This is a genomic window from Acetivibrio ethanolgignens (genome assembly GCF_001461035.1).
Lineage (GTDB): Bacteria > Bacillota > Clostridia > Lachnospirales > Lachnospiraceae > Velocimicrobium > Velocimicrobium ethanolgignens.
This window is the reverse complement of record NZ_LNAM01000170.1, coordinates 1-20,325: the sequence shown is the minus strand read 5'-3', so window position 1 is coordinate 20,325 and position 20,325 is coordinate 1. Positions and strand designations below refer to the sequence as shown.

The window sequence follows — 20,325 nt, the reverse complement described above, 5'->3', positions numbered from 1 at the left end:
ACATATGCTTTTACCAGGTTAGCGTTTTACTTGGAATGATAAGAATTTTGGTTTATCAGCAGAATATGTTAAAAAATAGTAAAGTAAGCAATAAATAATAGAGAGAATTCTATAAAGTTTTATGTTTGATAGCTCGCTCCTCTTCAACTAAGAGCCAAGATATTCTAGCGTAATCTCAGGAATGCCTTCGATTACGAGAATATCTAAGCTCTGGATTTTCAGACTCGCTTCCGCAATATCAAACATAAAATCTTTATAGAATTCTCTCTTTGTTTACTGCAAGCTTTACTTTCTTTTCTTGCAAACATATTCCTGTGATAAATCAAACTAGACGATAGATTTATGTGGAAGATTGGAATTTTGGACTGTAGATTTTTTGAATTTCAGGAGACAAAAAAGAGTGTTGGTATTGTAGCGAATAAGCTATACGAAGAAGGGCTGATAATTCTTAAAAATGCATAGCCCACAGAGGCAAAAAACACGGAGGTTTTTTGAGCGGACTTGAGACAGGAGGTCGAATGTCCGCGTACTCGTCACTTGTAATAAATGATATGCATTTTTCTAGAATTATCGTCTTTCGTAGTCCTAGCTTAAAAGCTACAATAGCAATACTCTTTTCGTCTCCTGAAAATCAAAACAAATCGATAAACCAAAATTTACATAAAATTCAGCAATCCAGCCTTCTTCTTTTCTTCCTCCTGCTTTGCCTGCTGGGTAAACAGCTGATACTGCTGCAGAATCTCATTCTTTTTCTGCTTTGCAACTTCCTTTTCTACATCCAGAGCTTCAATACGACTGGAGGCTGCTGTCAGATTTTGGCTGGCAAGCTGATTATAGTTAATTGCAGAATCCATCGCATTTGAGCCGGCACCTAAGGAAGCTCTCGCAGAAGTCACCTTTTCTAAAGCTGCATCAATCTTACTAATATCAAAATTCCCTGTTACGTCATAATCCTCAATACCGAGTGTGTCCAGGGTAGCATTTGCCATCTGAATTTCCATGCCGGTTCCATCTGGGTTCATCGCAAGGTTCAAATCTGCCATGCTTCCATCTAAAAGCTTCAAAGTGTTAAATTCAGTATTACGGGCTACCTCCTGGATACCATCCTTGAGGCTTTGTACCTCATTCTGAAGAGCAGCCTTATCCTCTGGTGCATAGACAGCATTGTAAGCCTGCACACTTATCTCACGAATTTTCTGCAGACTATTCGTAATACTTTCTAAAGCACCATCAGCTGTTTTTAACAAGTCCTGACCAGTCTGGGTATTTTTCGTACCCACATCATATCCATTCGTCTGACTCTCCATTTTATTTACAATGGCAAGTCCTGCAGCATTATCTGCTGCCTTGTTTATCTGTTTCATAGAGGAAAGCTTCTCATAGGAAGCCGCTACCTGATTATTAATACCTGATACTGCCATATCAATCCCTCCTTTGTATACTTTAATATTGCACACTTTTCCCCGAAATGTCAAGTATTTCTTCAATGGTACTGATATGGCCGTGAGCGTTTATCTACCGTTTCAAACTCGTAGCCTGCCTCCTTCAAAAGCCGTAAAATGTCTGGAAGCGTCTCTGCCGTATTTTTATTCGTAGCAGAATCATGCAAAAGCACTACTGGCTCATTGTATTTCAGGGCATCCTTCTTTACATTTCTGAATATAGAAGCCTTATCCGGTCTGCCAACAGAATCCTCTCCACTTACATTCCAGTCAAAATAGGTATACCCCTTCTCTTCCATCTGACGTACTACCTCTTCCTTGATGCCTTTGGCATAACAGTTGTTGCTGCCCCATGGGAAGCGGAAATACTTAGGCTCTACCCCAACTGCCTCCTTTATCCGTTCCGCCGTTTTTAAAGCATCCTCCACATAGGCATCTGCCGATTGATAGATTTCCTCGGATTTATGGCTGTAGGTATGAATTCCCAGCTCATGTCCCTCCTCTACCATCTGCTGGAGTAACGGAATTGTGTCCTCTGTAATCTGCTGCCCAATTAGGAAAAAGGTTGCTTTGGCATTTTCCTTTTTTAATATGGCAAGAATCTGCTCTGTCACCTTTGATGGTCCATCATCAAAGGTAAGGTAGGCAATTTTTTTCTCCATTGTCTCATCGGACTGCATTACGGCTTGATACACCTCTTTTTCTGCCCCAAAACACCCAAGAAGCAGAAGCATAAAAAATACTGCACAAAATCTTCGTTTTGACATAGCTTTCCTTCCTTTCGTCTCTACGAACATTTTATGCAGTATTCTGATAAAAATAACTTTTGTATTTCCTACCGAAGTCTGGTACATTCAAATCTGGCCATGGTTTTCAAGCAGTCTATAAGCTCCTCTAAGCGCTCCTCCGGAGTTCCTTCCTCAACTACTACATCAACAGAAATTGCCATATTTGTAATGGTTAAGTCATCCGGTGTTCTCTTTCTATCCTCCAGTACCTTCAGCTTTTCCTTTAAGGTAGGGGCATCCAGGAAGTCATACAAAAGCCCCCCGGAAGCCTCCTCCAAACCGGAATCAACCACTTCTGCCTGCTCCAGAGGCCTTTCATTCCCGGCAATCCGCTCAAAACGATATTTTTGTTTTACCTCGGGATATTTCTCATGGTCTACCTCACTCATAAACATGGTAAGTGGACGCACATAGGTCTTAAATTCTCCATATTTTTGACGGTAAACCACCATTTCCTCCTCTGTCTCCGAGTGAATTGCTATTGTAATAATTTCATATAACTTTCCTTTAAAATGGCAGTATAACTCGCCAGGAACGGGATTTTTTCTCTCTTCCATTATCAACCTAACCTCCTAAACTATCTGCATAACCATTACCATAACAGGCAGTGTCACCACAGATAAAAGCGTTGTCATGGCAAATATCTGTGAACAATATTTATAATCTCCACCAAAACGAATGGCCAGCATCGTTCCCATAGCTCCTGCCGGACAGGCTGTTGCTATCAGAACCACCATTTTTACCATATCATATCCTGGCAAAAGGGAAAATATTCCTGTTACAATCAAAGGAATAATAAAAAGTCCTATCAACGCAGTATAATAAATCCGCTTCTGTTTAAACATAGAAAAAAGCTCTGACTGAGCAATCGATACTCCGGCAACTATCATTGCCAGCGGCGTATTTAAGGCTCCGATAAAATCAAGGCCCGCCTGTATCGGCGACAGCAGACGAAGCCCAAAAATAAACATAAAAAAGCCAGCAGCCACAGCCGGGAGCAACGGTGTACGAAACAGTTCTTTAAGGTTTTCTTTATCTGCTTTTCCTGTAACTAATGCCAGTCCATGGGTCCATGCCAGCAGATTAAAGGCAATTAAATAGGCGGATATATACAAAACACCCTCATCACCTAAAATACTACTAACCAGTGGAATTCCAAAAAAACTGCAGTTCGTATAAATACAGGAGAATTTTTCCAAATCCCTTGTCTTTGCATCCTGTCCCTTACTGGCAAAAAGCAGCCTGGCTACCCCTATAGAAATTAAAATTGCCAAAAATGAAAGCACGGCTGACATTCCTAAATTTTTCAAAAGCTGCGGGTCAAATTCCCGCTGAAAAGCATTAAATACCACCACTGGATTTACCAGGTATAAAAGTATATTATTAGAGGTTTGATTCCCTTCCTTTGTTATCAACCCCTTTTTATACAAAATACCGCCACACAGTATAATCACAAACATGGCGATAATCTGTCCTATCGTTATTATTGCATAATTCATGAATATCTCCCCGCCTAGCTTGTCTTTCTCTCATACTTGCAGAAATAATATTCTAAATCATAATAGGTCTGCTCCTCTGATTCCCCAGTAAGCTCCCAGTCTGGTAGCTTGTCAAGATTTGGGAACCAGGTATCGGCCTGATAAGAAAAATCTGTCCGGGTTACATAGGCTCTATCACAGTATGGTAAAAACTGTTCATAAACACTGGCTCCTCCGACAACAAATACCTCCTCAGAAGGATATTTTTCTGTCTCTGCCAAAGCTTCCTCTAGCGAATGTACCACAACAGCATCCTCAATCTCACAGCTTTTACTGGTAATCACGATATTAGTCCGGTTTTTGAGGGGTTTTCCACCCGGAAAGGTCTCCAGAGTCTTTCGGCCTAGAATAATCACCTTACCTGTCGTCAGCTCACGAAAATACCGCATATCGGCAGGAATACTTACCAGAAGCTTATTCTGGTGTCCTATTGCCCAGTTTTTATCTACATTTACAATTAGATTCATCATTTTCCCTTTCTATATAGCGATTGGTATGTTTTCCACCTTCGGACCGGTTACATAATTATCCAGACGGAAATCATCTACCGTAAATTCATAAAAGTCCTTAATCTCCGGATTCATGTAAAAGGTTGGTGGATCATAGGTCGGACGGCTTATCAGCTCTTCAATAATCGGAATGTGACGGTCATAGATGTGAGCATCTGCAATCACATGTACCAGCTCTCCTACCTTCATATCACATACCTGAGCCAGCATATGCAAAAGCACTGCATATTGGCATACATTCCAGTTATTTGCTGCCAGCACATCCTGGCTCCGCTGATTTAAGATACCGTTTAGCACCAGCTTGCCAGCTTCCTTATCCTTTGTTACATTAAAGGTCATGCTGTAAGCACAAGGATACAGGTTCATCTCATGCAAATCATGATGATTATAGATATTTGTCATAATCCGACGACTGTAAGGATTATTTTTTAAATCATAAATAACCCGATCTACCTGATCCATCATTCCTTCCTTATACTGGTGCTTTACTCCCATTTGGTAGCCGTAGGCTTTTCCAATGGAACCTTTTTCGTCTGCCCAGCTGTCCCAGATATGTGGCTTTAAATCGTGGGTATTATTAGACTTTCTCTGCCAGATCCACAAAAGCTCGTCAATGCAGCTTTTAATCCCCGTCCGCCGCAGCGTAATCGCCGGAAATTCCTTTGACAGATCATACCGGTTTACCACACCAAACCTTTTTATCGTATAAGCCAGACTTCCATCCTCCCAGTGAGGACGTACCTTTTCCCCCTCTGTGCTAGTGCCATTATCCAGAATATCACGGCACATATTAATAAACAGAGTATCTGCCATACTCATAGCTTTTCCCTCCTTCTTATAATGTTTCAACAAAACAAGGATTGTAGCAGACACCTTCTCTTTCATCCCAGGCTGTTATACACTTCCTTCGGCACATAGGCCTTAATATAAATACCGTCCTCACGATATTCCTCCGAAAGCAGCTGTCCATACTTACGGATAACCTGAAGCTTTCCTGCCTCATTATAAGGATAGGACTTTTCGATGTAGACCTTTTGCTCCCTTAATACCTCTTCTATCGTATTCAGTAAATTTCCCAGTCCAAGGCCGGTCTTTGCCGCAATCTTAACGGTTTTATCTGCCTTAAAATCCTTGAGGATTGTTTCTGTATCCTCCAGCTTATCCTGCTTATTAAAGGCTGTAATAACTGACTTGTCCTTCACACCCAGATTTCTAAGAGTCTCATAAACAATATGCATCTGTGCATAAGCCTGGGGATTCGAGGCATCCACTACATGCAGAATGACATCTGCATATTTTGCCTCCTCCAGAGTACTCCGAAAGGCATCAATCAAGTGGTGCGGAAGCTTCCGTATAAAACCAACGGTATCGGTTAAAAGAATCTGCTGCCCACTTTCCAGCTGAAGATTCCGGGTAGTTGGATCCAAAGTTGCAAAAAGCTTATCCTCCTCTAAAACACCGGCTCCCGTCAGTGTATTTAAAAGAGTCGATTTTCCTGCATTGGTATAGCCGACAATCGCTATTACCGGTACCGGATTCTTGCTTCTTTGCTTTCTTGCCGTCTCTCTTGCCTGTTTTACCTCTGAAAGCTCCTTATTCAGCTGTCCAATACGGTCACGAATCAAACGTCTGTCCATCTCCAGCTTCTTTTCTCCCGGTCCTCTGGTTCCAATGCCGCCTCCCAGACGGGACAAAGAACTTCTAAGTCCCACCAGCCGGGAAGAACGGTACTTTAACTGAGCCAGCTCCACCTGAATCTTACCCTCTCTGGTGGAAGCTCTCTTAGCAAAAATATCAAGAATCATAACCGTCCGATCGATAACCTTTGTATCCAGCTCATTCTCCAGATTCTTTAACTGGGCTGGAGAAAGCTCATCATCGCAGACAACACCAGTCGCCGAAAGCTCATCCATCAGCTCCCTGACCTCTTTTATTTTTCCTTTTCCAATATAAGTACCAGGATGAACGCTTTCCCGATTCTGAATAACCTTTGCAACAGTCACAGCACCAGCCGTTTTCGCAAGCTCTGACAGCTCCTCAAGAGATTCCTCGGTATCATCATTTTCCTGGGTAGCCACACCCAGTAAAATCACTCGTTCCTCCTGCTCCTTTATTTCATGCAACTGTGTCATATTTATTTTTCTTCCTTTATCCGCGTTTTTAAAAATTCATATTCCTTAAGCATCTCCTCATCCTCAGGATAGTTCCCAATATAGCCCTCACATTCCGCAAAAGCCTCCTCAAACCGGGATAGATGCTCTAAAACTATAATTTTATTTTTTACCAGGGTCTTTTTCTGCTCCTCCTCAGGCTCAAGGGAAATCCCCTTTAAAATTACCTCCAGTGCCTTTTCATACTCCGAAGCCTTTAGATAACTAAGCCCCTGCTCGTTATAGGCAAATATCTGGGTCGGAAGCTCTTCCTTAGAAAGTCTGCCCTCCTCGGAAAAACCAGCAGCCTTCTCAAAGCAGTCTATAGCAGCTTCATAGTCCTCCATCCCACAGTAGGCCACGCCCATCCGGCTGTAAAGCCGCTCATTTTTCTCCCTTGCCCTGTCACTGTCCTTTTCAGAAACAAGCTCTTCATATAGAGAAATTGCCTCCGCATAATTGCCTTCCTTTAAGTAGGAATCAGCCCTCTTTTCCTCGCCACAGCTACAAAGTAACAGGACTATTAGGAAAAGAAGCAGGAAAAACCTGCTTTTCTTTTCATATCCCATTCAATTTCCTCTTTTCCATTCAGAAGCATCGTTATTCTACACAAAAGGTATTCTTTCCATTGTTTTTTGCATGATAAAGGGCCTGGTCTGCCCTCTTATAGAGAATACGATACTCTGTCTCAGGCTCATCGGCAACCGAAATTCCAACAGACGTAGATATTCCTCTTTCTCTATCAAAATTCTTAAGCAGGCTGCCTACCAGCTCTACAATCTCACTGCTCTTTTTTCTGGCAGCTTCTTCGTCCGTAATGTTCGTAGAAAAAATAGCAAATTCATCGCCACCAAGTCTTCCTATCAAATCTTCCGGCTCACTGACAGCTCTGATAATCTGTGAAAACTGAACTAGTATTTCATCTCCCGTTGGATGTCCATAGGTATCATTAATCCTCTTAAAATTATCGACATCCAGCATAAAGAAAGCTCCCTGTCCTTTAGATTTTTCCAGATAGCTTTGTACATTTTCTTCAAAATATTTCCGATTCCAAAGTCCGGTCAGTGCATCCTTTTTCGCTGCCCGCTTAAACTCCTCCAGTTCCAGGATTCTATCTATTCTCTGAAGCATGGTAGGCTTAAAAAACGGTTTTGTTATAAAATCCTGTGCTCCTAAAGCCAGGCACTCTGCCTCCACCTCGTTGTTCGTCTCTCCAGTCAAAAATACAATCGGAATATCGTAATCTCTATGTCTTTTCTGAATCTCCTCCATCGTCTCTATGCCATCCATCTGGGGCATTATGATGTCTAAAAGTATCAAATCCGGTGTCTCCTCATCAAGACGCTTTAGCACCTCCGCTCCCGAAGACAAGCAGGTAACGGTATACTTCTCCTCCAAAGCGCCCCGGGCCATAGCCTGATTAAAGCGGCTATCATCCACAACCATAATGTGTTTTTTCATCGGAAGTCCCCTTTCTAATTTTTCGATGCTACCTGCTCATTATATCAGAGTTTGTGAAATCTGTACAGCGTAATTTTTATTTTTCAATAAAGAACTGTTCATCTGTTGCAATCCAGCCTACCCTCCAAAGCCGCATAATCTGCCACCAACCAGTGCCTTTAAGCCCATATTCTTTTACTAATCCCAGCTTTTCATTGATGCTCCTTGCATCCTCAAACCACACCTCATGCTCTATCCCATCCCTTGTATAACGGAAAAAGGGCGATTTGGCTATTTCATCAAACTGGATAACGGCACTATTTTCAATAGCAATCGTCACGGCCTCTACATTTCCAATGGTTCTTGCCTCTGTAACACCACGCACAAAAGGAAGAGGCCAATCATACCCATAGTTTGGAATTCCCAGATTAATCTTTTCTGCTGGTATTTCTGTAATAGCATAATCTACTACCCTCCGGACCATATTAAGTGGAGCAACTGCCATATTGGGGCCATATTTATAGCCCCACTCGTAGGTCATTAAAAGCACCTGGTCTGCTATCGCTCCCAGGGCTCCATAATCCTTTCCTTCATATAATAGGCCTGGCTGGTCGGCAGAGGTCTTAGGTGCCAGTGCTACAGAAAGCTGATATCCCTCCGCATGAAGGGCATCTGCCATTTCCGCTACAAAAGCAGTAAACCCATCCCTATCCTCTCTGCGGATATATTCAAAGTCGATATCTACACCACCATATCCCTTCTGCCGCACAGTTTCCATCACCTGGGAAATCAAATTCTCCCTTGCAGCCTCATTTTCCACAATCGCAGTAATCAAGTAATTACTGAACCGACCTTCCTCATCCAGAGGTGTCAGTGTCAGAATCGGTACAGTTTCTGCATTCCTTGCAGCTTCTATCATCCAGATATCATCCCGTGGTGGATTTACCAGATTTCCCTCCCGGGTAAAGCCATAGGAGAAAACAGACAGCTCCGAAAGATAGGGAAGTGTCTGGGAAAGCACCCAGCTGTCAATGTAAGTATAGGCATATCCATTCGTCCTTATTCCGCGCTCTGCCTGTCTTTCTCCCGGGATTAAAAGAGCCTGGCCTATGGCCAGGCTGTACGGATAAACCAGCTGATTTGCATAAATCAGAGTTTCTACATCACTTTCTGTTTTTTGTGCAATTAACTCTATCGTATCACCGGGAACAACAATATAAATTTCCATGAAAACTCTTTTCTATCCTTTTTTTCATTATATGCTGCCTGCCACTAATTTAGAAAAGCTTCAAACACCTCTACTGTCCGTGGCGGTATCGTTACTACATTGTCACAAAGCTCTTCTATATTCTGTGCAAACTTCCAGGTATTAATAACCCGGTTCCACCGAAATTCCTTTGGAAGGGGTGGAATAGTCACTTCTACCTCTTCCCAATAAGAATTAAGTGCGATATAGATAATCTCCGGCCTATGCTTTGGCTTCTGCCCAGCAAACATGACACCAATATAGTGGTCATAATCCATATACCCTAGACTCCATGGTATAGTTCCATGAAAGCTGATATCTGGAAACCCTAAAATACCGTTACTTAGATTCTTCCGTAGGATTGGATGCTCCTTCCGAAAGCGAATCATATGCTGAAAGAATTTAAACAGCTCCCTGTTCTTCTCCAAAAGCTCCCAGTCCAGCCAGGAAATTTCATTATCCTGGCAATAAGGATTATTATTTCCAAACTGAGTATTTCCAAATTCATCTCCAGCCAGAAACATCGGTGTACCACGGCTTAATAAAAGTACAGCACAGGCATTTCTTATCATCCGGAAACGTAGGGCTTTAATCTGTACATCCTCTGTTTTACCTTCCACACCACAATTCCAGCTGTTGTTATCATTTGCTCCATCTGTATTATTCCAGCCGTTTTTCTCGTTGTGCTTTTCATTATAGGAATACAAATCATACAGAGTAAAACCATCATGGCAGGTAAGAAAGTTAATGGAGGCATCCTGCCGCTCCATCGGATCATAAATATCATGGGACCCAGCGATCCTTAAAGCCGCTGCCTGAGCCATTCCATTATCTCCCTTCAAAAATCGGCGGATATCATCCCTGTATTTTCCATTCCATTCTGCCCAGCGGTTCCAGGATGGGAAGTTCCCCACCTGATACAGCCCGCCGGCATCCCATGCCTCAGCAATCAGCTTAACATTTCCTAAAATCGGGTCAAAGGCCAAAGACTGCAAAAGGGGTGGCTTACTCATCGGCGAGCCATCTTCATTCCGCCCCATAATTGAAGCCAGATCAAACCGAAAGCCATCCACATGATAAGTCGTTACCCAATACCGCAGGCAATCGATAATCATCTGCTGTACAATCGGATGGTTACAATTTAAGGTATTGCCGCAGCCGCTGAAATTATAATATTTTCCTTCTGGTGTCAAAAGATAATAGATATTGTTATCAAAGCCCTTAAAGGAAAAAAACGGGCCATCTTCATTTCCCTCTGCCGTATGATTAAACACCACATCCAGATAAACCTCGATTCCATGCTGGTTAAAGACCTGAATCAGGTGCTTTAACTCATTTCCCTCCCGATTGTATTCGGTGCTGGCGGTATAGCTGGTATTAGGTGCAAAAAAGCTTACTGTATTATAACCCCAGTAATTATAGAGCTTCTGTCCATCTACCTCTCTGTAATCCAGCATCTCATCAAACTCAAATATCGGCATCAGCTCTACCGCATTGACTCCCAGCTCCAAAAGATACGGAAGCTTTTCCAGCAATCCATCAAAAGTGCCTGGATTTTCCACACCAGAGGAGGCATGCTTTGTAAAGCCTCTGACATGGAGCTCATAGATAATCAAGTCCTGCATTGGAATCAAAGGATGTCCCATAGCCTCCCAATCAAAATTGTCCTTTACAACTCTGGCTTTATAGTGCTGACCGCCTGGCGATGGCATTCCCCATACGCTCTGGCCCGTTACAGCCTTTGCATAAGGATCCAGTAAAAATTTTGTCTTATCGAAAATCAAGCCCTTTTCTGGCTCATAGGGTCCATCAACCCGGTAGGCATACTCAAATTCCTCAATGTCCAGTTGAAACACAATCATGGAATAGACATTTCCTATCCGGTAATGCTTAGGGAAAGGCAAAACAGCAAATGGCTCAGGTTCCTGCCTGTGAAACAATAGAAGCTCAATCCCCGTTGCATTATGAGAATGAACCGTAAAGTTGACTCCACCTGGAATCGCTGTTGCTCCATTAATTTCATAGAAGCCCGGACGCACCTCAAAGCCACCGACAATATCCATCGGCACCAAATGAATCGACCTTCCGACACCTACCGTAGGATAATTTGTCAGACGGCTGAAATTTTTATGTTCTCTCATCCTTTTCTCCTTTCCTGATAGCCTCAATTTTTCCGGCTGTTTCCTCTGAAACACCATCAAACAAAAAGCTTCTGCCTGTCAAAGTCCCTTCCATATATTCTTCCGTAAGCCTTGCCTTCGCATGACTTATATCTTCAGAAAGCTCCCGGGCGGATAAAAGTCTACAACCCTTTCCACGGATAATCACCTGCTCTAAGCCATCCGAGGTAGCTACCGTAATCTGGTATTTTTTAGCATTTTCATGAGCAAATTTCTCAATATACTGATCTGCAGTCTCCGCCTCTCCAGTATATACTGCAAAAATATTGTGGTAGCGGCTAACCTCCGTCTGATGACCCTGCACACGGTAAGCATCAAAAACCACCATTAAATGACAGCCTCGGATGCCCTGATAGTCAGACAGAATATCTAAAAGCCGTCCCCTGGCTCCATCCATATTTATCTTGGCAAGCTTGGAAAGCTCTTCCCAGGCAAATATAATATTATATCCATCAACTAAAAGATATTCCTCTTTTTTCAGTATCGGCTGATAGCTTCTCACCGCTGCCGGCTGGCTCTCTCTCATCTTTTTATGCTGTTTCCAAGCGGTTTTGTCTCCCTGGTTGGCGTAAAAGGTCTTTTCAAGAATGGCATCTATTTCCTCTGTTCCAAGCCAGAGTTCCTCTGTTTTTCCTTGCCCCGTTTCCCAGATTTCCGTTTCAGTCCTGATTCCCTTTTCCCAACCTTTCAAGACGCTTTCCAGATGCATGTAATCCTCTATCTTATCCCACTCGACATAAAATCCTGCTCCATGGGCACAAAATACCGAGGATGAAGGATTAGCCAGGTCTCTTTCCGGCTCATAGCCTCTGTTTGCAATGACCTCCTCCGGATTATGACAAGGCTCATAGCCTCGAAAAGAAAGGGCCAGCCGTCCTGTTCCTTTTGTATAAACCGTTACCTCCTGCTGGTAGTTTGTCATACAGACTGCCGGTGCACTTCCCGTCAGTACTGCCATTCCATACTCATTTTCCGGCGGCATAAGGCTTCCTCCCAGCCTTTCAATATCCGTCATCGCCCTTCCAATATACTCCTTTGGCAGCTCCAGCCGAAAGTCATAGTAAGGCTCCAAAAGCACAGACTGTGCCTTCATAAGCCCCTGCCGTACTGCACGGTAAGTAGCCTGACGAAAATCACCGCCCTCCGTATGCTTTAAGTGGGCCTTTCCTGCTGCCAGTGTAATCCGCATATCCGTAATTGCCGAGCCTGTCAGGACACCCTTATGTTCCTTCTCCTGCAGATGGGTTAAAATAAGTCTCTGCCAGTTTTTATCCAGCTCATCCTCACTTACAGTCGACTCAAATATCAGTCCGCTGCCAGGAGGAAGGGGCTCCAATAGTAAATGCACCTCTGCATAGTGGCGGAGCGGTTCAAAGTGTCCAACTCCCTCCACAATATCTGCAATCGTCTCTTTATATACAATAGCTCCCTCACCAAAGGAAACTGTAACACCAAATCTATCCTGAATCTGTCGTTTTAGAACCTCCAGCTGCACTTTTCCCATAAGCTCTGCCATGATCTGGGAAAGCTCCTCCTGCCAGACAATGTGAAGCATCGGATCCTCTTCCTCCAGCTGCCGAAGCTTTGGAAGTATTTGAGCTGCATCCATTCCCTCCGGCAAAAGAATCTGATAGGAAAGGACAGGCTCCAGCACCGGTGTTACTGCCTTTCTTTCTCTTTCAAAGCCAAATCCCTCTGCTGGCCTGGTTTTAGTAAGTCCGGTAACCGCACATACTTCTCCAGCAACGACTTCCTCTGTTGTTTGGTACTTTTCTCCAGAATACAGGCGTATCTGATTTACCTTTTCCTCTCCGGAAAGCTGGGTCCTGACCCTTAGACTGCCACCGGTCACTTTAAGATAGGTAAGTCTCTCTCCCTGCTCTCCCCGGCCAATCTTAAACACTCTGGCCCCAAACTCTTTTGGGTATATCGGTTCCTTTGTATATACAGAAAAGCTCTGCAAAAATTCTTCTACTCCGGTAAGTCTCAATGCCGAACCAAAATAACAGGGAAATAGCTTTCTTTCCCTAATGAGATTACAAATACTATCTTTTTCCACAATACCATTTTCTAAAAAGCTTTCCAGCACGGTTTCATCGCACAGAGCGATTTCCTCAAAAAAACTGTCCTTTTTTTCTGTAAAATCTACACAGCCTTCCGACAGTCTTTCCTTTAACTCTGTCAGAAGCTTTTCTTTTTCAATTCCTTGCTGGTCCATCTTGTTAATGAATAAAAACACCGGAATCTGATACTTTTCTAAAAGGTTCCACAAGGTAGCTGTGTGTCCCTGTACACCATCTGCACCACTTATCACTAAAATGGCATAGTCCAGAACTCCCAGAGTTCTCTCCATTTCTGCTGAAAAGTCTACATGTCCCGGCGTATCTAAAAGGGTAAGCTCCATATCTGGAAGGCTCATCCGGGCCTGTTTGGAGAAAATCGTAATCCCTCGCTCCCTCTCCATCACATTATTATCTAAAAAAGCGTCCTTATTATCTACATGCCCGATTTTTCTTATACTTCCTGTCGTATAAAGCATCGCTTCCGACAGGGTTGTTTTTCCGGCATCTACATGTGCCAGAATTCCTGTAACCAGTTTCTTCATTCCTTATCTCACTTTTTTGTTTTTTGCTGCTGTTGGCAACTCTCATTTACTATTATACAATTATCCTGTAAAAAACAAACAGGTAAGCTACGCTTACCCATTTTTTTCTGCAACAACCTGATTTTTCCCATTTTTCTTTCCCTTATATAAAAGGGCATCCGCTTTTTTCACGCCTGCATCCAACTCACTTCTGCTTTGAATTTCTGTAATTCCTGCGGTAAATGTAACTCTCAAGTCCTTTGCTTCATCTAAAATCTGTCTTTCTCTTAAATAACATAAAATTCGGTTCAGCTTTTTTTCTGCCACCTCAATACTGGCATTTTCCATATAAACTAAAATTTCTTCACCACCCCAGCGGACAATCCGATCTGCCCCAGCAAAACGTAAAAATGCCCTTGATATCTCTTGCAAAACAATATCTCCTGCATTATGTCCATAGCGGTCATTTACCTTTTTAAAATCATCAATATCACACAAAGCAATCGCTGCTTTCCCATCTTCTTTTTCGTTAAAGCTTTCCTCTAAGCCTCTGCGGTTTAAAAGCTGTGTCAGGTGATCATAATTTGCAATATGCCGGCTCTTTTCCAGATTATTCTCTGATTTCCTTAAATAGCGTTCATTAACGTAGGCAAAGGAAGAAACTATTACAAAAATGTATATATCATTATAAATCCATAAAAACATCCGCTCCCAATCAGCCTCTAGCTGAAGCAGTGGCTCTACCGCTGTAAAAACGATTAATTCCCATAAAACAATAGAAGCCAGACAAATTCCACTCCGAATTTTCCAGTCTTTTGTGAAAGGCACAAATAATGCTCCGCAGAGTAAAAGCCAGGAATAATATTCAAAGCCTAGTTCATTTCCGAAAGCAAAAATAGATATACACATACCAATCGTTGTAAAAATATTAAAAGCCACATAGCTTATTTCCACATTGTTATATGCTTTTTTCCAATATAAAAATACCTCTAGCAACAGGAAAGCGATTGATATCAAGCTTACCTTCCAGCCAAATGCAAAAAAATAAAAGCCTGTCAATATGGTCTGAAAAGCCATAATAATTTTCATTAAAAGCTTAAAAAACTGCTGGATTATCATTTCTTTCTCTACCCCCCCCCCGAAAATTTTTCTTATATCCTGGAAAGTAGGAATTTAAAATATTTTTGTATGTTTTCAACATATTTTCCCCCAATCGGAATCTCAGTTCCATCAAACAAAAAAATTGCTTTATCTTCAATTCGGTTAACCTGGTTCATATTAATCAGATAGGAGCGGTGAACTCTCAAGAACTGACTGTTTTCTACTGTTTTTTCCACCTGATCCATCGTAGAATAAAATTCCTCACAGATGCCATCTCCATGAATCGTAATAAGTCGGTTCATTACTTCAAAATAGTGAATTTCCTTCAGTGGAAGCTGATGCAGGAAATGTCCTTTTTTATAAATAAACATTTTTTTCTCATTTTCTTTAATTAAGTTCACAGCCTTTTGCAAAATCTCCCTCACCTCTTCTGTAGTAAATTTTCCCTTCAAAAGATATTTAAGAGGCATCACATCAAAGGCATCAAAGACATACTCCTTATTCATGGAGAGAAAAACTATCGGTGTTTCTCCCTTTCGTTTTCGTATTTCCTGTGCCAGATTAATTCCATTCTCCTCTCCAATTAAAATATCAAGAAAGAAAATATCAACGGGCTTGTTTATATCTTCTAATTCAAACTGAAGCTGCTTGGCATCTGTATATTTCCTGATCCTAAATTCCTGCTTTAGGCTCTCCATAGCTTCCTGAATCACCATAACAAATTTTTCTAAAAATTCCTTGTCATCATCACAAATCCAAATATGTACCATTTTTCCCTTTCAAACTCCATATAAAATAATTCCTACATAAAAATAAGTATCATCACAAGAAAGCTCCAACTCACCGTTATATGACTTTACAATAGCAGTCACACTTTCCAGACCGATTCCATGCCAATCTGCCTCACTTTTGGTTGTAAGGTAGTGGTCACCCTCTTTTCTTAGTTCCCCTGCATATGTATTTTTCATTTTTATTAAAAGCAGATTCTGCTTTGACATAATCTTTAGCTCCAGACTCCGCTGCTCTGGTTCAACCTTTCTCAATGCCTCCAATGCATTATCAAAAAGATTGCCGAACAGTGCACTACAATCGCTGGAAGTAATCTGTAAATCCTTCTTTACCGCAATACACCATTCTATTTTGGCTCCCAACTGTTCTACTTTCCCTAGCTTTTCTGATACAATAGCATCTAAAAGATAGTTTCCTGTGTCAAGGAGCTTCCTTCCCCTTTCAGCTTCTTCCCTAACTAGCCGGACATGCTCCTTGGCTTCTTCAATCTGCCCTTTTTCCAAAAGCTGTTCCAGCGTAAACCACTGGTACTTCATATCATGCATATATTTTCGAGTAGCTTTCTTATTTTCTCCCATTTTCTCATAATAAGCCATCTGGTGCTGAATCTCTTCCTTTAAAACCTGGTTTTCTGTCTGCACCCGGAATATCCGCGGCAAACTCCAGCAAAACTGGGCCAGAAAATATAGTTCAAAAACCGTCACTAATGCAAGCAGAACATCCCACATAGCCATTTCTAGTTTCATTCGTGATAAAACGATAGAAAATAAAACTAAAAGAGATAATAGAATAAGCCATAAAAAGAGCTCTCTGATTTTTTTATTAGTCCTTATTTCCTTTAGCAGAAAGAAAGTAGCTATTAAAATCGTAGCTTCAAAGCCTCCCAGAGCAATCCACTGAAAATTGAAAAAATCTGTTAACCCTGTAAGCTGCCCCAGCAAAGCTATGATTAAAAGAAATAGATGAAAATCTCCTAGTCTCCAGATCAGCTCTTTACATTTTGGATAATAAAAATAATAAATAAAGCGGTAAATAAAAATCATAAACGCCAGCATTGAGACGAACTCTATATAATAATTCAGTGCATAGTTAAATACAAAGAATGCTATCGCCTGGCTTTCAATTAAAATAAAGGCACCCAAGGTTAAAAGCAGCAATCCCAGGTAAATGCCACTCTTTGCCAGCTGCTTTACCTCCCTATGTAATATCCAGCTTACTCCAAATATAGTCAATGCAAAGAAAATCAGCACAGCTCCTACGACAATATCCCAAAGAGAAATAACAAACTGCTCGTACTGAAGCTCGTTTTTATCTCCCAGATAAACCGCCGGCAATCTTCCTGCCATTGATTTATAGGTAGAACGATAGGCTATTATAATTTCTTCTTCTGCAAAATCCTTTGGTATCGGTACCAAAAACCATGCACAACCACTCGTTCTGCCAAAATTTATTTTCGCCATTCCATCCGAATGGTATAAAATCTCATCTCCCAGCTTTACATAAAATTCCTGCTGTGAGCTTCCCACCATAAGACAAGGATTATCATATTCTTCTCTTTCCTCATGGGTAAGCTTTTTCTTCAGAATAATCCACTGCCCCGGCTTTACCGACTTAATATCTTCTGGCAAATCAACATATCGTGCTTCCTCTGCTTTCGTTTCCATCCACCATTGTTCAGAAAAATCTGTAGAAAAATCCATTTTCCATTGGTATACTGGCAGAAAATAGTTCCCTGTCTGCAGGAGAAAAAAAATAATACTCAGAACACAAAATATTATAACAATTATTTTAGTTCTATTTTTCTGCAAGCTGACACCCTCTTTTCTCTTGTTTTTCTATTATAGTATAACACAAAAAGCAGAGGAGTGGCAAATTTCTTTGCCATTCCCCTCCCATTTTTCAGATTACTATTTAAGCCTAAACTGACCAATTAACTCTCTTAAGGTGTCTGACTGGGCTGAAAGCTCCTCACTTGTTGCCGAAGTCTCCTGAGCTGTTGCAGAGTTATTTTGCACAACACCAGAAATCACTTCAATTCCTTGTTCTATTTCTTCAAGCATTTCTGTTTGCTGAACGGAGGCTGCATTAATTTCATCTGTATTTGTAGATATTTCATCAATTCCCGCAATTACTTTTTCCAGAGAAACAGCCGTGTTTTTAGCAATTTCACTTCCCTTTTCTACTTCTCTAATTGAGTTTTCAATCAAATTTCTGGTATTTACAGCTGACTTTGCACTGTCTTCTGCCAACTTCCGTATCTGATCTGCCACAACTGCAAATCCTTTTCCGGCATCTCCCGCCCTGGCTGCTTCAATTGCCGCATTTAGGGAAAGAAGATTTGTCTGGGAAGCAATATCCTCAATTTCTACAATAATGTCATTAATTTGAGCTGAGGTATTGTTTATCCGTTCCATAGCCTCTGTCATAGCTTCCATCTCCTGGCTGCTGACCTTTGCTTCCTCCTTTACCTCTTTTGCCTGTTCCTCTGATGCTTTTGTTTTCATTGTATTTGCCTTTGCACGCTCTGCCATATCTGTAATCATAGCCTGCATCTGCTCTATACTTCCAGCCTGCTCCGTCGCTCCCTCCGCCAGCTGCTGTGCTGTCTCTGCCAGCTGTACAGAACCCATGGCAACTTGATCGGAAGCCTCCTGAATCTGCTTCATAGTTTCGTTAATCTGTATAACAGTAGCACCAATAGCATGGATTAATGGACGAAACTCTCCTACATACTCCTCTTCCTTCCGAAGCTCCATTGCCATATTTCCTTTTGCCATTTCGCCAAATATCTGATTCAAATCAGCAATTACCATTTTCAGGAAATCACTTGCCTTGTCAAGATTTTTTGCCAGTGAACCAATTTCATCTTCTGATTGGTATCTGATTTTATTTTCCAGATTACCATTTGCAATCTGCTCTACAACATTCTCCATTTCCAAAATTGGCTCTGTAAACATTTGTGTAATCACCTTGCTCAACCAGAAAACCAATAATACTGCTCCAATGATAAATACCGTTATGGCAGATATTCCCATTATTTCTCCATTTAGGATGCTTTTATAACTTCTATCAGCATTGCTATCTGCCACCTTGCCAATCTGCTTCAGTGTTTCCAGTATCTTCTCAACTGCAGGTCCATATTCATTATTAAAGGCTGTAATTCCATTTTTATTATCGTTTGCCTCTACATACTGCATACATTTTTCTCTGGCAGCCTTTGCCACTGACATTTGCTCCTCCAGCTGCTTTAAAAGCTCCTGATCCGCAAAATTCTTCTTTAAAAGCTCTAACTGCTCCTTCTGGCTTTCCATATCTTCCTTCGCAGTTTTTAAAAGAGAATCTCTCCTTCCTTTATCCTCTTCTACCATTGCCCACAAAATATTTTTCATAATGCTCTGGGTGTCTCTTCTAAACTGCAGCTGTGCATTTGAGTTTACATAAGGTGTTTTATAAAAATAATTCATTTTACCAGACAAATATAAAAAATCGAAAATTGAAATCGACCCAAGCAAAATTATAATTACAATCATAATACCAAAGGAAACCCTTAATTTTTTCTCTGTTTTATACTGCCTGAGCCTGTCCTGAAATCTCTGCTTCATTTCTTTCCTCCATTAATTCTATCATGATTTTTGCAAAATAAGGATCAAATTGCGTTCCTATGCCCTTATGTATTTCCTCTTTCGTTACCTCCCAGGGCATTGCTTTCCGATAGCTACGATCTGAACTCATAGCATCATAAGCATCCGCAACTCCAATAATCCTTGCGGCCTCCGGTATATCTTCCTGCTTTAAGCCATCCGGATATCCGAAACCGTCATATCGTTCGTGATGTGACCTTGCACCCTTTTCTATTCCGCATCTATCAAGTATGTTCTTTAAAATATTAAAACCAATCACCGTATGCTCCTTTATTACAGCATATTCTTCCTCTGTCAGTTTCCCGGGCTTATTTATAATTTCATTAGGAATTGCAATTTTCCCTATATCATGTAGAAGTGCCATATAATAAATTTCTTTTTGTTCTTCTTTTGACTTCCCGGCTCTTCTTGCTATTTCTATAGAATATTCTGCTACCCGTAAGGAATGACTGCCTGTGCCGCTCGCATACTCTACTCCCATGTCAACAACACGAACTAAAGCCTCAAAATTCATCTCCTTTTCTCCTTTTTCTTTCTTTTTCCCTATTTTTCAACTCTTATTATATCTTATTTAAATAATATTGTCAACATTGCCCCTCCTTGAGTTTCCGCAGTTTTATCCACAGACCCGCATTTCCATAGCCATCACCATAAACAACTTTCAAAAAATGTCCAAAATATAAGGAATCCTTTCCTGTCTTGTAGTATAATTAAGGTGTCTGATCAAAAAGATACTAAACAAAAACCAGGAGGATTCCTTATGCTTAATTCTACTACAAATACTTTTTCTTTGAAACGAGAAATTTTAACTTTTTCAAAAAAGATTTTTTCTCCGCAATGAAACGTGCAGCAACTTTGTTTGGGAAAGCAACTTTTGTTCTGGATCGTGGTTACGATGATAACAAGATGTTCCTAAA

17 protein-coding genes are annotated in these 20,325 nt (G+C 41.3%); all 17 read right to left on the bottom strand.

Features of this window, described 5'->3' with window-relative positions; translation table 11 throughout:
• Positions 1 to 656 precede the first annotated feature (656 nt).
• The gene (locus ASU35_RS12205) at positions 657 to 1,421 is read right to left on the bottom strand and encodes a flagellin (protein WP_058353283.1); all 765 of its coding nucleotides are present in this window, start codon (positions 1,419 to 1,421) and stop codon (positions 657 to 659) included.
• Between the two features lie 62 nt (positions 1,422 to 1,483).
• On the bottom strand, positions 1,484 to 2,209 hold the full coding sequence (locus ASU35_RS12200) for a polysaccharide deacetylase family protein (RefSeq protein WP_172794638.1): 726 nt from the start codon (positions 2,207 to 2,209) through the stop codon (positions 1,484 to 1,486).
• Between the two features lie 68 nt (positions 2,210 to 2,277).
• On the bottom strand, positions 2,278 to 2,787 hold the full coding sequence (locus tag ASU35_RS12195; protein WP_058353281.1) for a DUF1653 domain-containing protein: 510 nt from the start codon (positions 2,785 to 2,787) through the stop codon (positions 2,278 to 2,280).
• 15 nt (positions 2,788 to 2,802) lie between these two features.
• On the bottom strand, positions 2,803 to 3,729 hold the full coding sequence (locus ASU35_RS12190) for an AEC family transporter (protein ID WP_058353280.1): 927 nt from the start codon (positions 3,727 to 3,729) through the stop codon (positions 2,803 to 2,805).
• Between the two features lie 14 nt (positions 3,730 to 3,743).
• Positions 3,744 to 4,235: a dihydrofolate reductase gene (locus ASU35_RS12185; RefSeq protein WP_058353279.1), complete on the bottom strand. Its 492-nt coding sequence runs from the start codon at positions 4,233 to 4,235 to the stop codon at positions 3,744 to 3,746.
• A 12-nt stretch (positions 4,236 to 4,247) separates the two neighbouring features.
• A complete protein-coding gene (thyA, locus tag ASU35_RS12180; RefSeq protein ID WP_058353287.1) occupies positions 4,248 to 5,096 on the bottom strand; it encodes a thymidylate synthase in 849 nt (282 codons plus the stop codon).
• A 62-nt stretch (positions 5,097 to 5,158) separates the two neighbouring features.
• Complete coding sequence (gene hflX, locus ASU35_RS12175; RefSeq protein WP_058353278.1) at positions 5,159 to 6,409, bottom strand: GTPase HflX; 1,251 nt, start codon at positions 6,407 to 6,409, stop codon at positions 5,159 to 5,161.
• 2 nt (positions 6,410 to 6,411) lie between these two features.
• Complete coding sequence (locus tag ASU35_RS12170; RefSeq protein ID WP_058353277.1) at positions 6,412 to 6,996, bottom strand: tetratricopeptide repeat protein; 585 nt, start codon at positions 6,994 to 6,996, stop codon at positions 6,412 to 6,414.
• A gap of 31 nt (positions 6,997 to 7,027) precedes the next feature.
• On the bottom strand, positions 7,028 to 7,888 hold the full coding sequence (locus ASU35_RS12165; RefSeq protein WP_058353276.1) for a GGDEF domain-containing response regulator: 861 nt from the start codon (positions 7,886 to 7,888) through the stop codon (positions 7,028 to 7,030).
• Positions 7,889 to 7,964: 76 nt separating this feature from the next.
• Positions 7,965 to 9,095 (bottom strand): glycosyl hydrolase family 18 protein, encoded by a 1,131-nt coding sequence (locus ASU35_RS12160; protein WP_058353275.1) that lies wholly within the window; start codon positions 9,093 to 9,095, stop codon positions 7,965 to 7,967.
• Between the two features lie 44 nt (positions 9,096 to 9,139).
• Positions 9,140 to 11,254, bottom strand: a complete 2,115-nt coding sequence (gene glgX / locus ASU35_RS12155) for a glycogen debranching protein GlgX (protein ID WP_058353274.1) — start codon at positions 11,252 to 11,254, stop codon at positions 9,140 to 9,142.
• Positions 11,241 to 13,898 (bottom strand): translation factor GTPase family protein, encoded by a 2,658-nt coding sequence (locus ASU35_RS12150; RefSeq protein WP_058353273.1) that lies wholly within the window; start codon positions 13,896 to 13,898, stop codon positions 11,241 to 11,243. The genes glgX and ASU35_RS12150 overlap by 14 nt, the downstream gene beginning before the upstream one ends.
• Before the next feature lie 93 nt (positions 13,899 to 13,991).
• Entirely contained in the window at positions 13,992 to 14,996 is a 1,005-nt protein-coding gene (locus ASU35_RS12145) for a GGDEF domain-containing protein (protein WP_058353272.1), read from the bottom strand.
• Positions 14,997 to 15,028: 32 nt separating this feature from the next.
• On the bottom strand, positions 15,029 to 15,748 hold the full coding sequence (locus ASU35_RS12140) for a LytR/AlgR family response regulator transcription factor (RefSeq protein WP_058353271.1): 720 nt from the start codon (positions 15,746 to 15,748) through the stop codon (positions 15,029 to 15,031).
• Between the two features lie 9 nt (positions 15,749 to 15,757).
• Positions 15,758 to 17,575, bottom strand: a complete 1,818-nt coding sequence (locus ASU35_RS12135) for an ATP-binding protein (protein WP_058353270.1) — start codon at positions 17,573 to 17,575, stop codon at positions 15,758 to 15,760.
• A 99-nt stretch (positions 17,576 to 17,674) separates the two neighbouring features.
• A complete protein-coding gene (locus ASU35_RS12130; RefSeq protein WP_058353269.1) occupies positions 17,675 to 19,369 on the bottom strand; it encodes a methyl-accepting chemotaxis protein in 1,695 nt (564 codons plus the stop codon).
• Positions 19,332 to 19,922, bottom strand: a complete 591-nt coding sequence (locus ASU35_RS12125) for an HD-GYP domain-containing protein (RefSeq protein WP_058353268.1) — start codon at positions 19,920 to 19,922, stop codon at positions 19,332 to 19,334. Before ASU35_RS12125 ends, ASU35_RS12130 begins: the two co-directional genes overlap by 38 nt.
• Positions 19,923 to 20,325: the final 403 nt, after the last annotated feature.

Excerpts from the sequence above, each read along its gene's own strand:
- ASU35_RS12205 (WP_058353283.1), bottom strand. The coding sequence starts at position 1,421 with ATGGCAGTATCAGGTATTAATAATCAGGTAGCGGCTTCCTATGAGAAG.
- ASU35_RS12200 (WP_172794638.1), bottom strand. The coding sequence starts at position 2,209 with ATGTCAAAACGAAGATTTTGTGCAGTATTTTTTATGCTTCTGCTTCTT.
- ASU35_RS12195 (WP_058353281.1), bottom strand. The coding sequence starts at position 2,787 with ATGGAAGAGAGAAAAAATCCCGTTCCTGGCGAGTTATACTGCCATTTT.
- ASU35_RS12190 (WP_058353280.1), bottom strand. The coding sequence starts at position 3,729 with ATGAATTATGCAATAATAACGATAGGACAGATTATCGCCATGTTTGTG.
- ASU35_RS12185 (WP_058353279.1), bottom strand. The coding sequence starts at position 4,235 with ATGAATCTAATTGTAAATGTAGATAAAAACTGGGCAATAGGACACCAG.
- thyA (WP_058353287.1), bottom strand. The coding sequence starts at position 5,096 with ATGAGTATGGCAGATACTCTGTTTATTAATATGTGCCGTGATATTCTG.
- hflX (WP_058353278.1), bottom strand. The coding sequence starts at position 6,409 with ATGACACAGTTGCATGAAATAAAGGAGCAGGAGGAACGAGTGATTTTA.
- ASU35_RS12170 (WP_058353277.1), bottom strand. The coding sequence starts at position 6,996 with ATGGGATATGAAAAGAAAAGCAGGTTTTTCCTGCTTCTTTTCCTAATA.
- ASU35_RS12165 (WP_058353276.1), bottom strand. The coding sequence starts at position 7,888 with ATGAAAAAACACATTATGGTTGTGGATGATAGCCGCTTTAATCAGGCT.
- ASU35_RS12160 (WP_058353275.1), bottom strand. The coding sequence starts at position 9,095 with ATGGAAATTTATATTGTTGTTCCCGGTGATACGATAGAGTTAATTGCA.
- glgX (WP_058353274.1), bottom strand. The coding sequence starts at position 11,254 with ATGAGAGAACATAAAAATTTCAGCCGTCTGACAAATTATCCTACGGTA.
- ASU35_RS12150 (WP_058353273.1), bottom strand. The coding sequence starts at position 13,898 with ATGAAGAAACTGGTTACAGGAATTCTGGCACATGTAGATGCCGGAAAA.
- ASU35_RS12145 (WP_058353272.1), bottom strand. The coding sequence starts at position 14,996 with ATGATAATCCAGCAGTTTTTTAAGCTTTTAATGAAAATTATTATGGCT.
- ASU35_RS12140 (WP_058353271.1), bottom strand. The coding sequence starts at position 15,748 with ATGGTACATATTTGGATTTGTGATGATGACAAGGAATTTTTAGAAAAA.
- ASU35_RS12130 (WP_058353269.1), bottom strand. The coding sequence starts at position 19,369 with ATGAAGCAGAGATTTCAGGACAGGCTCAGGCAGTATAAAACAGAGAAA.
- ASU35_RS12125 (WP_058353268.1), bottom strand. The coding sequence starts at position 19,922 with ATGAATTTTGAGGCTTTAGTTCGTGTTGTTGACATGGGAGTAGAGTAT.